General features: G+C 53.8%; 9 protein-coding genes. 3 read left to right on the top strand and 6 right to left on the bottom strand.

The window, feature by feature from the left end; translation table 11 throughout:
* Positions 1–262: 262 nt before the first annotated feature.
* The 3 genes from BBB56_RS10690 (at position 263) to bamA (ending at position 5,954) form a co-directional block, all read left to right on the top strand.
* Complete coding sequence (locus BBB56_RS10690) at positions 263–1,588, top strand: APC family permease (RefSeq protein ID WP_123800941.1); 1,326 nt, start codon at positions 263–265, stop codon at positions 1,586–1,588.
* 116 nt (positions 1,589–1,704) lie between these two features.
* Positions 1,705–3,075 carry an NAD(P)/FAD-dependent oxidoreductase gene (locus tag BBB56_RS10685; RefSeq protein WP_199756228.1) on the top strand — a complete coding sequence of 457 codons (1,371 nt, stop codon included), beginning with the start codon at positions 1,705–1,707 and terminating at the stop codon, positions 3,073–3,075.
* Between the two features lie 449 nt (positions 3,076–3,524).
* A complete protein-coding gene (gene bamA / locus BBB56_RS10680) occupies positions 3,525–5,954 on the top strand; it encodes an outer membrane protein assembly factor BamA (protein ID WP_123800939.1) in 2,430 nt (809 codons plus the stop codon).
* A 336-nt stretch (positions 5,955–6,290) separates the two neighbouring features.
* Here the strand turns inward: bamA and BBB56_RS10675 are convergent, their stop codons facing one another.
* The 6 genes from BBB56_RS10675 to galB form a co-directional block, all read right to left on the bottom strand.
* Entirely contained in the window at positions 6,291–7,523 is a 1,233-nt protein-coding gene (locus BBB56_RS10675; RefSeq protein WP_123800938.1) for an MFS transporter, read from the bottom strand.
* Between the two features lie 107 nt (positions 7,524–7,630).
* Positions 7,631–8,611: a VOC family protein gene (locus BBB56_RS10670; RefSeq protein WP_123800937.1), complete on the bottom strand. Its 981-nt coding sequence runs from the start codon at positions 8,609–8,611 to the stop codon at positions 7,631–7,633.
* A 514-nt stretch (positions 8,612–9,125) separates the two neighbouring features.
* Positions 9,126–10,013 (bottom strand): NAD(P)-dependent oxidoreductase, encoded by an 888-nt coding sequence (locus tag BBB56_RS10665; RefSeq protein ID WP_370661858.1) that lies wholly within the window; start codon positions 10,011–10,013, stop codon positions 9,126–9,128.
* Positions 10,014–10,021: 8 nt separating this feature from the next.
* Positions 10,022–11,104, bottom strand: a complete 1,083-nt coding sequence (locus BBB56_RS10660; RefSeq protein WP_123800935.1) for a 4-oxalomesaconate tautomerase — start codon at positions 11,102–11,104, stop codon at positions 10,022–10,024.
* On the bottom strand, positions 11,101–11,823 hold the full coding sequence (locus BBB56_RS10655) for a 4-carboxy-4-hydroxy-2-oxoadipate aldolase/oxaloacetate decarboxylase (protein WP_123800934.1): 723 nt from the start codon (positions 11,821–11,823) through the stop codon (positions 11,101–11,103). The genes BBB56_RS10660 and BBB56_RS10655 overlap by 4 nt, the downstream gene beginning before the upstream one ends.
* Positions 11,820–12,557, bottom strand: a complete 738-nt coding sequence (galB, locus tag BBB56_RS10650; RefSeq protein WP_123800933.1) for a 4-oxalmesaconate hydratase — start codon at positions 12,555–12,557, stop codon at positions 11,820–11,822. The genes BBB56_RS10655 and galB overlap by 4 nt, the downstream gene beginning before the upstream one ends.
* Between the last annotated feature and the right edge of the window lie 76 nt (positions 12,558–12,633).

Below are 12,633 nucleotides of genomic sequence, written 5' to 3'. Positions count from 1 at the left end.
AGACAGAAAAGGCGCCATATGAAAATGCTATGACCAGGATAAATATCGATATAAAAATCGCATGGATGTTCGCGCTACGACCATTTTGATTTGTTTAATAACCCGGGCGGTTAAGTCGCGATCGGCGCGTTAGAGCAGAAATGATAAAAAGCCTGACGGAACAGGCTGAGCGGCAGCCCGACGAAGGTAACGTATCAGTTTAATTTTTTCATGCAGCAGAGGTTAAAAGTCATCTAACTGAACTTCCGAGTGAGATATTGCCATGAGATTAAAAGAGATCAATAACGGCGGCCTGTCATTATGGCAGGTTGTGATTATCGGCATCGCCTATATGACGCCAATGACGGTATTTGATACTTTTGGAATCGTTTCAAATATAACAGAAGGACGAGTGCCGCTTGCCTATCTGTTGGCGCTTGCAGCGGTATTATTGACAGCAATAAGCTATGGCAGAATGGTTCGCCTGCACCCCTCGTCGGGATCGGCCTACACCTATACGAAAAAGGTGTGCGGCAATAAATCCGGATTTATCGTCGGCTGGTCTTCCTTGCTGGATTATGTTTTTCTCCCCATGATTAACTCGCTGCTGGCCGGGATCTATTTACAGACCTTATTGCCGGAGGTTCCCGTATGGATCTCTATTTTAGTATTTACCTCGCTGGTGACCTTTGTTAACTGTTGCAACATAAAAACGCTGGCGAACGCCAACTTCATTTTTGTCGGCATTCCGGTGATTCTGATGGGCGTGTTTATCTATTTCGTGATCCACAATATTCTCAGAGATTATGGCGACAGCCATCTTTATACCACTCAGCCCTTATTCAACGGGCACACCAGCATTATCCCCTTGATAAGCGGCGCGGCGGTGTTGTGCTTTTCATTTCTGGGTTTCGATGCCGTCACCACGCTGACGGATGAAACCAAAAGCCCGGTCAGCACGATACCCAAAGCGGTTTTTTACACCGCTTTGAGCGGCGGTTGCATCTTCTTTATCGCCGCATGGTTTATCCAGCTTTACTTCCCTGACAACTCTCATTTTAAAAATCCCATGGAGGCGCTGCCGGAAATCGTACTCAATGTCGGCGGGAAACTGTTTCAAACGCTCTTCCTTATTGCCATTTTGCTAAATACTTTTGCCTCGGCTCTCGCTTCACACGCCAGCGCCGCCAGGCTGTTGCATATTATGGGTAAAAATAACCAGTTAACCCACCGCTTTTTTGGCTATCTCCATCCGGAAAACAATAACCCGGTCTACTGTATTTTATTAATCGGCCTGGTATCGTTAACCTCGATTTTTATCCAGCTTGATACGGCCGTTTCGCTCATCAGCTTTGGCGCGCTGGTAGCTTTTAGCGCCGTCAACTTATCTGTGATTATTCATTTCTCATTTAAAGAAAGGGATAACGGCGGAATCAGGCGCATCTTTTGCAATATTATTCTGCCACTCGCAGGGCTGGGCTGCGTAGCCGTTATGTGGGTTAATTTAAGTTTTGACGCCTTTATATTAGGCATCACCTGGGCAACGCTGGGCCTGGGCTGGATTGTTTACTGTAACGTCACCAAAAAAGAGATCGCGCTTTCTGAATAAAACCGTTTTGCATTCACAGTGACCTTGCCTGTGGTAAATTCGACTAACCGAGACAATATATGAGTGAAAATAAAACATTAATTAAACCCGAATTAATATCTGACGCCAGAACATCCATGATCAGTCAGGCAGATCCAGACGGAGACTGGAACTGGGTCAGAAATAAAGATGATACGCAAATCAGCGACCCTGGAAACCCAGCAAATTACTACGAGTCGACACTTGCCCCCTGGATCGACTTTCCCTCTTTAACAAAAGAGCAAGAGTGTGAACTCGTAGTGATAGGTGGCGGACTGCTTGGCGCATCGACCGCGCTGCATCTTTCTGAGGCAGGCATTGATACCGTTCTGTTGGAAAAGAACACCATCGGTTCTGGCGCCTCAGGACGCAATGGCGGACAACTCACGCCCGGTCTGGCGCGCTGGGAAGCGGAGTCGATGATCGAGAATCTCAGCTTCGAGGAGGCGAAACGGTTATGGCACTTTACCTCGACCGAAGCGATGACGCTGATTGACGAAATAGCCTGCCGTTACGACTTAAATTTCGATCGTCATCATGGGCATATTACCGCCGCCGTTCATCCTGGCCATATGAATGCTCTGGTACAGGCCGTTGATGCCAGAAAATTCCTCGGAGAGGATAATGTCGACGTGCTTGGCAGCTATGAGCTACAGGCGCATATCAATTCCGATCTCTATTATGGCGGCGTTCTGGATAACCTGGGCGGGCAGGTGCACTCCTTAGCCCTGAATCGCGGGCTGGTTTATGGCTTTGTGAAAAATGGCGGATGCGTCTATGAACATAGCGAGGTCATTAAGATTGAGCAAACCAGCAGCGGCACCCGCGTAATTACCTCTGAAGGCGTAATAAACGCGAAAAAAGGGGTAGTGATTGCCGTACATGACGCCACGCATAAGCTGCTCGACGAAAATAAAGAAACGACGATACCGTTTTATACCTATGTCGGCGTCACCTCGCCGGTGGAAGGCGGTTCGAGAACCTTATTGCCTACGGGCAAACCGGTTTACGATACGCAGCTGCAAATAGATTATTACCGCCCAGTGCGTAACGAACGGATACTGTTTGGCGGCCAGGGAACCGGCCTGCGCTGGGATGACAGTAAAACCGTCGAATATTTAACCTCGCGTATCCGCGCCGTTTTTCCCGACAGAGAGGATATCCAGCTCGACTTCGCATGGAGCGGCACAACCGACTTAACCTTAAATGGCGCGACGGATTGCCGCAGAAACGGCAATATTTATTCGGTGCATGGCTGGAGTGGTCATGGCATTGCGCAAACCGTCAGGATCGGCAAAGCGATTAAAGATGACATCGTTAATGCCAATAAAGATTTCGCCATGCTTACCGCCATCAAGCATACGCCGCTCAGGATTGGCCGCGCGCTGGCGCCAGTGGCGATCCCGCTCGCCAAAACCTTGTTAGGGATTACCACTAAAATTGCCCCAGGCAAGATGATCTCCTTCTAAAACGCGCCTGCCGCTTCGGCGGCAGGTTCAGGAAGTGAACATCTCTCAGGCCAGACCCTGCGTCATCTCATCAGCGCGCTTCGACGTCATCTCTGGCACAGGACCGATGAAGCGCATTTCAATAACCGGCGTGAATAGCGGTCTTCTGTTAGCGAAAAGGTAAAGTGCAAAAAACATCCGATTAAATCTGATAATAAATATGCCGCTGTTTCGCCTCCTGACAGAGAGCAAAAGTCTCTCTCAGCCAGCAATAAAATAAGGTAATGCTGCCGCTGTTATTCCCACAGCAATTTTTCATCCTTCTGTAAAATAAATGAAAATGCCTTAAAAGCGCTGAATTTCCCTCTACGTTAGCGGTCTTCTTCCCCAACATAGCGCCCTGAACACTCTGTTCTGAGGCGCGGGAAAGTCACTGAAACAGTCAAAGGAAAACGGCAGGCGTATAGCAGATGAAAAAGATGTTAACCGGGTTACTTTTTATCGTATCCATGACTGCCTCAGGTGCAGAGGATTTTACGCTCAGGGATATTCGTTTTGAGGGTTTACAGCGGGTAGCACCGGGAGCCGTTTTGCTTAATATGCCCGTGCGTCCCGGCGACCGCGTCAGCGACGAGGATGTTCGTCACACCATCCGGTCATTATTCGCAACCGGCAATTTTGATGATGTTGAGGTATTGCGCGACGGCGATGCGCTATTGATTAAAGTTAAAGAGCGCCCGGCAATCGCCAGTATTTCCTTTTCTGGCAACAAAGCGATCAAAGAGGAACAGCTTCAGCAGAATCTTGATGCTTCGGGTATACGCGTGGGCAACGCGCTGGATCGCACAACCCTGTCAGACATTGAAAAAGGGCTGGCGGATTTCTACTACGGCCAGGGTAAATATACCGCCAGCGTCAAAGCGGTCGTTACGCCCCTGCCGCGCAACCGCGTCGATTTGCGCTTTGTCTTCACCGAAGGCGTTTCAGCAAAAATCAGGCAGATCAATATTATCGGCAATCAGGCGTTTACCTCTGAGGAACTGATTTCGCACTTTCAGCTGCGTGACGATGTCCCCTGGTGGAACCTCACCGCCGATCAAAAATATCAGAAACAGAAGCTCTCCGGCGATCTGGAAACGCTGCGCAGCTACTACCTGGATCGCGGCTATGCAAAATTTAATATTGATTCCACCCAGGTAAGCTTAACGCCGGACAGAAAAGGCATCTATCTGACCATTAATATCCGCGAAGGCGCGGTTTACCATATGTCAGACGTCATTTTTAGCGGCGATATGGCCGGACACGCCCAGGAAATAGAACGCATTGCCTCGTTGCCGGCGGGCAGTCTGTATAATGGCGCAAAAATCACGGAAGCCGAAGCCGCGATTAAGACGCTGCTGGGCCGCTACGGTTACGCCTTCCCTCAGGTCAGTACGCAGCCGGAGATTAACGATAGCGATAAAACAGTGAAGCTGCACATTAACGTGGACGCAGGGCATCGCTTCTATGTGCGCCAGGTGCGCTTCGCCGGCAACGATACGTCGAAAGATGCGGTACTGCGTCGCGAGATGCGACAAATGGAAGGCGCATGGCTTGCGAGCGATCAGGTTGAGCAAGGCAAGACGCGCCTTAACCGTACCGGCTTTTTTGAAAGCGTGGATGTCGATACGCAACCTGTGCCCGGCAGCGCGGATCAGGTTGATGTGGTGTACAAGGTCAAAGAACGTAATACCGGCACGTTCAACGTTGGGCTGGGATTCGGCACCGACAGCGGCATCAGCTATCAGCTGGGCGTCAGCCAGGATAACTGGTTGGGGACCGGCAACACCGTCAGCTTTAGCGGCACAAAAAACAGCTATCAGACTTACGTCGAAATCGGCGTTACTGACCCTTACTTTACCGTGGACGGCATCAGCCTGGGCGGCAAGCTGTTTTATAACGACTACAGCGCGGAAGATAACGATCTGTCCGAATATACACTCAAAAGTTTTGGCGCTGGCAGCACGCTGAGCTTTCCCATCAGCGAAAACAGCAATGTCAGTAGCGGGCTGGATTACGTCTATAATCGCGTCAGCAATATGGCGCCGCAGGTGGCGATGTGGCGCTATCTCGGCTCGCAAGGCGTTTCGCCATCCGTCGTCACGCGCACGGTTGACGATGACGGCTCCAGCGATGAAAGGTTCACCGCCAATGATTTTTTCTGGAACATCGGCTGGAACTATAACTCACTCGACCGCGGTTTCTTTCCAACATCGGGCCTGAGCGCTGGCTTTAATACTAAAGTGACGATTCCGGGTTCTACCAACAGCTATTACAAAAGCACCCTCAATGCCAGCGCGTATTTCCCGCTCAGCAGCGACCATCGCTGGGTCTTAATGGGACGCGCCAAAGCGGGCTATGCCGACGGCTTGGGTGGAAAAGAGGTTCCGTTCTACGATAACTTTTATGCGGGCGGATCCAGTTCAGTACGCGGCTTTTCATCCAATACCATCGGGCCGAAAGCAGCCTATTATCGCTGCAACGGTTCGGAAAGCAGCTATAGCACTTGCCCCGTTAAATCGTCGAGCGACGCGGTCGGCGGCAACGCAATGGCGGTCGCGAGCGCAGAGCTTATCGTGCCGACGCCTTTCGTCAGCGATCGTTACGCCGATGCGCTGCGCACTTCGCTGTTCGTTGACGCCGGAACCGTATGGGACACCGGTTGGGAAAACACGGCTGAGACGCGCGCAGCGGGCATTCCCGATTACAGCGATCCCAGTCAGATTCGCGTATCGAGCGGCCTGGCATTACAGTGGCAATCGCCGCTTGGGCCGCTGGTGTTCTCTTACGCATTGCCCGTAAAAAAATACAGCGGCGATAAAGCTGAGCAATTCCAGTTTAATATTGGCAAAACCTGGTAGCCTTCATTTGCCTGTAAAGGAAAACAGAATTTTACGTTATCTTTAACAAGAGAGCACAGAATAAAAAAACTGAATGCGTAAAATATACAGTGCACGGTCCTTAAGGAAAGAGAGCCTGCCACATCGTTATTATGCGTAATTAATTTTTCCGGCCACCAGAAAGGTGGCCTTTTTTTACTCAGCCAGAGTTAAATAACTCGCTTAATTTTAGAGGCATGTCACCTCAAACATAACAGTAACCTTTCAATCAATTTCCTCAAATCGGTTCGACCCTGCTATCAACAAAAATAAGAACGTTGTTCTGTTTCTGCCGTAGCAGAAATTGTCATACATATCTCATTCAACCTCTGCCAGATCTACACCTGTTGCGTTAGGCAAACATAGCGCGGCCAGGATAGCGACGCAGTAAGAGATAATCGCCAGCGCTCCCATAGCGTAACCCAGCGCGATATGACTTGAGGCGATGCCTACCAGCGCGGGCATTAAAGAACCAAATCCCCGTCCGAAGCTGGCGCAAAATCCAGCGCCGCTGCCACGGATTTGCGTTGGGTAAAGCTCAGAGAAGGCGGGAGTTAAACCTGACGCCAGTCCTCCCTGCATCGCTCCCAGAAAGAAACCCAGCGCCAGGGTAATATTAAGGCTGATGTCTGAAAACATATAGAAACTCACTACGATAATCTGGCACAGCAAAAAGAGAATAATGGTTCTCCAGCGTCCAAATTTATCGCTCATTCGGCCATAAAGAAAGGGGCCGACTAGCGAGCCAAGAATATTAATCGCTAAGTATCCGGACATGGATACCACAGGAAGACCCAGTTCCATGCGCAAATAAGTCGGCAGCCAGGTAATCATAATATAGGCGCCGCCAAAAATACCGCTGGCAAGCAGGGTCGCCGTTACGGTGATACGGCGATGCTTTTGCTGAAAAATTTCGGTTATCTTACGCTTCTGCTGGCGCGTCGTACTCTGAGAAAATACGGGTGACTCTGGCACCAGACGGCGAATAAACCAGACAAGAATCGCCGGCACGATGCCGATCAGGAAGAAGAGTTTCCACGCCAGCTCCTCCGGGAAAAAATTAAGCAGTACGGGCAGGACGGTTAACGAGATGGCGTAACCCAGCGCATAGCCGCTCTGGATTGAGGCCCCAACCCGGCCGCGATAGCTGGCGCGGATGACTTCGCTGATCAACACGCCGCCGACAACCACCTCCCCGCCATAGCCAAGTCCTTGCAGGAAGCGGACGATAAGAAATTGCCAGAACTCTCCACACAGCGCAGTAAGAGCGGTAAAACAGGCGACCCACAGCACCGTAAGCTGCATCACGCGTATGCGCCCCCAGCGGTCGGCGAGAAAGCCTGCGCTCCAGCCGCCCAGGGCGCTGCCGATAAGCGACGCAGAGCCTAAAATCCCCGCCTCCGCTTTTGTTAATATGGCCAGGCTCAGCAATATAGGCATGACCAGCGAATAGATAGTGCTGTCCATGGAATCGAGGGTAAATCCTCCCAGACAGGCCCACCATGTTTTTTTCTCGTTATGATTCAGTTCACTATACCATCCTGCTTTCATTGTTAACCTGCCGCCTGGGGAGAGAAAAATTCGCTGAGTTGCCGATGAAGCGTCATAGCCCTGCGCAGCCAGGGGGACGTATGGTGCTCGTATCGTACGCGGAGCCGTTACTCTTTCGGCGCTTTGGGCACCGGGGGCGTACCGTGGGTATGGAAGGTCTCGATGGTTTTCAGTCCCCACGCCTGCCCTTTTTTACGCTCCGCCTCGGTCCAGACGATCGTCTGCCAGTCCGGCGCCAGAATCAGGCGAGCGCCGGAGTTAGCCAGTTCGACGCGGTTGCCCGCCGGTTCCCAGACGTAAAGAAAGAAGGTGCCCTGAATGGCATGCTTGTGCGGCCCGGTTTCGATGTGAACGCCGTTTTCGAGAAAAATATCCGCCGCGCGCAGAATGTCTTCACGGGTGTCGGTGGCATAGGTGACATGGTGCAGACGTCCATTGCCGCCGCCGTGCTCTTCGGTACAGGCCAGATCGTAGGTTTTATTATTGATAGTGAACCAGCAACCGCCGATACGGCCGTTGTCCAGCTGGATCATCTCCGTCACCCGCGAGCCGAGGCAGGTTTCCATAAACAGCTTAAATTCACTCACGTCCGCCGCCAGCAGGTTGAGGTGATCGAGGCGGCGTGGCGAGGCGCCGCGTCCATGGTAGCGCTGCGCCAGATTTTTCAACGACGGGCGCTCGGCCGCCTCCGCCTGATAGCGCACGGTGTCGTAGTAAATCTCGAAGACATGCCCGAACGGGTCCATAAAGCGAAACGCGCGGCCGTGGCCCTGATCGTTGTCCTGCCAGCCGATCACCTCATACTGGCTGGACTCAATAACCGCCACGCGTCGCATCAGCGCCGCTTCAGAGCTGGCGCGATAGGCGATGTGTCCTACGCCTGTTGTATGATGACGCGTCAGTTTCAGGGTATGAAATTCATAATCATCCCAGGCTCGCAACCATGCATGATTTTCATCCTGAGCGGAGACAGTCAGACCATATACGTTGACAAAGAAGTGGAGACTTTCTTCAAATTTGTCGGTAAACATTTCAACGTGGGCCAGGTGTGCAATATCGTAGCATGGCTCAGTATTTTGATTTGCCATTAAAATCTCCAGCGTGGGTAAGGATACAGATGTCTCTTCGTTATTAAGGAATAAGGTATCTGGCTTTCATGCCGACGATCAGTAGCTTTTACCACAAAAGGTATGAGTTTCATTTATATTGTGACCGCGATAACAGGCTGCAATCATGAATATGGCGCTGTCAGAAAGTTTTCCGGCGAAAGGTCATGGGTAAGTAAGCTCAGCAATCCGCGCTACATTCGGCTCGCCCTGGCCGCACGCTGTAGATGTCTGGCGCGCTGCGGCCGTTCTTGCCCGCGTCGCCCGTCGGTAACCTGGAAGCAATTTTTGCGGCGTTGCGCGGGTAGGAGGAAAACGCAGACGACGGTCTGGAGGAAAATCAGCATTCCGGAGAGAAATAAGCGGGCGAGCGCCGCTCTTGCCCGTCAGGGCATTACGCGCAACAGCGTTTTTTTGTAAGGTTCCGCTCACCTTTAGCTGAAAAACCAGCGCCGCTAAAGAGAGTCAGCTCCTTTGTCCCAGCGGCGAGACGGCGTTAGCGCTCTTCCTGGGACTGCAACCTGTCCAGCGCATCCTGCCAGACAAAAGGGAGCAGCTCGCTGTAGCACACGTCGAGCCTCGCCATCTGCGCCGGCAGCGCCGCCTGCACCTGCTGCGTCGCGTGACTCATGGTCGCGGGCACGTCCACGTCCCGTAGCGTTTTGACCACTTCCCCCATCTCTTCGGCACGCCTGACGCCATGCTCCGCAACGCGGCTGATCAGATAATGCGGCAGCTGCTTATCCCATCCCAGTGACGGAAAGCTGGCATGTAACGAACGCAGCACCGCCTCTTCTACCCCGTAGCGCCGCGCGGCACTGAGACATTCCGTAGTTAGCGCCTCTAATCCTTTAATCATCACGCTGCGGCACATTTTAATGGCTGATACATCACCGACGCGCTTGCTGGCTGCGCGGGCGTTACATCCGAGTGCGTTCAGCGTATCCGCCACATCACTGGCATGATGTCCGCCAGTCAGCAACGGCGTGGCCAGACGTCCCGGCGGCACCGGCGCCATAACCGCCACGTCCAGATACTCTCCTGCGCCTGCGGCAACTGCCTGCGCAGCGGCGCGCTTGGTATCAGGAGCAACGGAGTTAAAGTCGAGAAAGCGCTGTTCCGCGCGCAGCAGCGGCGCAGCCTGCGCCGCGACATCAAGCGCATTACCTGCGGTGACCAGAGACAGCACCAAATGCGCGCCGTCCAGCGCGTCAGCCAGCGAGCGGGCGGGCCGCACGTCGAACTGGGCCGCCACGCCAGCCAGCTGTTTCGACTGCGGGCCAGTAAACTTTTTGTCCCAGACACTGACCTCTGCGGCCTTTCTCAGGTCCTGTGCGAAAATCTGTCCCGCCTCGCCAAACCCTATAATCGCAATGCGCATTATTCTTCTCCTTAATCTCCTGACCATAACGATCCCGGCACGGCAACCCGGCCGTCAAACAGCAGGCGCGCGGTGCGAATCAGGCCGCTGTTAGTTATGTTGCCTGTGTCGTCACGCGTCAGCATCACGCTGAACTGTCCCGTCGGATGCTCCACTGCCAGCCGCTGTGCGCGGGCATCGCTGACGCTGGCCACGCCTTCGGTGACGGTGCCGGGAATGAGACAGGCGGTCGCCACGCTGACCGCGCCTAACACGCCAATCGAGGCATGGCAGCGGTGAGGAATAAAGGTGCGGGTGGTCAACGCGCCGCCCTGAACAGGCGCGGCAATCAGGGTCATTTTCGGTACGGTGCGATGGGTAACATCGCCGAGGTTCATCCGCGGTCCCGCTTGCAGTCGGATGGATTCCAGACGCGATTTCAGCTCCTCGTCCTTATCCAGCTGCTCGCGCGTTTCCAGCCCGCTGCGTTGCAGATCAGCCGCCCTGATCAGCACCACGGGCATACCGTTGTCGATGCAGGTCACGTCAATGCCGTCAAAACGATCGCAGGCATTGCCGGTCGGCAGCAATGCGCCGCAGCTTGATCCTGCAATATCCTGAAAACTGAGCACCTGTTCAGCCGCAAAGCCGGGAACCCCGTCAATCTGCGTATCACCTTCATACTCCACCGCGCCGTCAGGCGTGGCGACATCGGATTCAGCGATCTGTCCGGTGTTCACCATAAAAATGCGCACCCGCGTGATCGCGCCCTGAACCGCCACCAGCCCTTTTTCAATCGCGAACGGCCCGACCGCAGCCAGCACGTTGCCGCAGTTTTGTCCATAATCCACCACGGCTTTATCGACATTCACCTGAGCAAACAGATAATCGACATCCGCATCCGGGCGCGTTGACGCAGAAATAATGGCGACCTTACTGGTGAGCGGATCGGCGCCGCCGATGCCGTCAATCTGTCGGGCGTCGGGCGACCCCATCACCGCAAGCAAAACGCGGTCGCGGAGAGATTCATCGGCAGGAAGGTCAGCCGCCAGAAAACAGGCGGCCTTTGACGTGCCGCCGCGCATCATTACACAAGGAATAAGGGTCTGTTTCATGACTGGACGTTCTTCAGTTCGTCAAGGCTCTTCACATAGCGCAGCCCTTTTTCCGCTAACGTCGGCCGCATCTGGTAAATATCCAGTCCCAGTTCGCCGGCGGCGAGGCGCTGGCGCTTGCCCTCTTCCGCATCGACTCGCTTTTGCGCGGCGTCATGCACCGTTGCAGCCTGCTCGCGCGGGACGATCACCACGCCGTCATCGTCTGCAACCACGACATCTCCCGGATTAACCAGCTGCCCGGCGCAAATCACGGGCACGTTTACTGAACCCAGCGTCTCTTTGACCGTGCCCTGCGCCCAAATCGCGCGTGACCAGACCGGGAAATCCATCTCGCGCAGCGTCTGGCTGTCGCGAATACCAATGTCCCCGACCAGCGCGACGACTCCACGCGCTTTTAACGACGTCGCCAGCAGGTCGCCAAAAAAACCGTCATGGCAGTCAGACGTCGGCGCAACCAGCAATACGTCGCCTGGCTGGCACTGCTCGACCGCCACATGAAACATCCAGTTGTCGCCAGGCGAGACCAGGACAGTGATTGCGCTACCGGCAATGGCCCGGTTTTGCTGAATCGGACGCACCCGCACATCCAGCAGGCCGCTTCGTCCCTGCGCCTCATGCGTGGTCGCGACGCCATACCGTGCAAAATCCGCCACCAGAGCGGGCGCAGCGCGCTGAATGTTGGTAACGACAATGCCTTTTTTATTAACGAAACTCATGACAGATCCTCCGTGACGCGCGGGAACAGGCTCTGATAGCCTTCGCCGTGGCTGATAACTTTCGGCGAGGCGATACCGACGTTGCGTTTTGCCTGCACGCCGCGCTGTAAGGCCACGCGAGTGTAGTACTCCCACAGGTGTTCCTGTCCCGCCATGCACTGTATCGCGGCGTATTTTTTGTCCCAGACCGAGGTAATATCCAGCAGCACGTCAGGTTTCCAGTTGCACTGTTCAGGCTGATGCGGCTCAAAACAGTAGACCGGCGGCGCGCCGATAATGGGTTCGCCCGGACGATAGCCTTCAGCCTGCGCAATAATGCGCGCCTCCTGGGTCAGGTTAGCGGCCAGAGGGTGATCGTAGTTATAAGGATCCATGACCGAATGGGTCAGGACGAAGTGGGGTTGAATCGCGCGGAACACATCCGCCAGGCGGAACAGCGTCTCCTTATCCGCCCGCAGCGGATAATCGCCCAGGTCAAAAAACTCAATACTGGCGCCAAGAATTTCCGCTGCGGCTTCGGCTTCTTCTTGTCGCTTCTGCTTCACCAGGCTTTCTGTCATGTTGCCCTTACGCCACAGCTTTGCAGATTCGCCGCGTTCGCCATACGAAAGGCAAACCACGTGGACGTCATAGCCCTGTGAAGCATGCAGCGCAATCGCGCCGCCCGCGCGCCAGACAAAATCAGCAGAATGCGCACTGACCACTAAACCGGTTTTTTTCGCCATTTTTTCCATCGTTATACCCTGCGTTTGCTGTTTTTTTCATCCTGACATGGCATGCAGAGCACGGATAATGCCTTTCATTGCGCGA

This window comes from Candidatus Pantoea deserta (assembly GCF_003813865.1).
GTDB lineage: Bacteria > Pseudomonadota > Gammaproteobacteria > Enterobacterales > Enterobacteriaceae > Pantoea > Pantoea deserta.
The sequence above is the reverse complement of the archived record's forward strand: the minus strand, read 5'-3'. Positions and strand labels throughout refer to the sequence as shown.

Excerpts from the sequence above, each read along its gene's own strand:
- BBB56_RS10690 (WP_123800941.1), top strand. The coding sequence starts at position 263 with ATGAGATTAAAAGAGATCAATAACGGCGGCCTGTCATTATGGCAGGTT.
- BBB56_RS10685 (WP_199756228.1), top strand. The coding sequence starts at position 1,705 with ATGATCAGTCAGGCAGATCCAGACGGAGACTGGAACTGGGTCAGAAAT.
- bamA (WP_123800939.1), top strand. The coding sequence starts at position 3,525 with ATGAAAAAGATGTTAACCGGGTTACTTTTTATCGTATCCATGACTGCC.
- BBB56_RS10675 (WP_123800938.1), bottom strand. The coding sequence starts at position 7,523 with ATGAAAGCAGGATGGTATAGTGAACTGAATCATAACGAGAAAAAAACA.
- BBB56_RS10670 (WP_123800937.1), bottom strand. The coding sequence starts at position 8,611 with ATGGCAAATCAAAATACTGAGCCATGCTACGATATTGCACACCTGGCC.
- BBB56_RS10660 (WP_123800935.1), bottom strand. The coding sequence starts at position 11,104 with ATGAAACAGACCCTTATTCCTTGTGTAATGATGCGCGGCGGCACGTCA.
- BBB56_RS10655 (WP_123800934.1), bottom strand. The coding sequence starts at position 11,823 with ATGAGTTTCGTTAATAAAAAAGGCATTGTCGTTACCAACATTCAGCGC.
- galB (WP_123800933.1), bottom strand. The coding sequence starts at position 12,557 with ATGGAAAAAATGGCGAAAAAAACCGGTTTAGTGGTCAGTGCGCATTCT.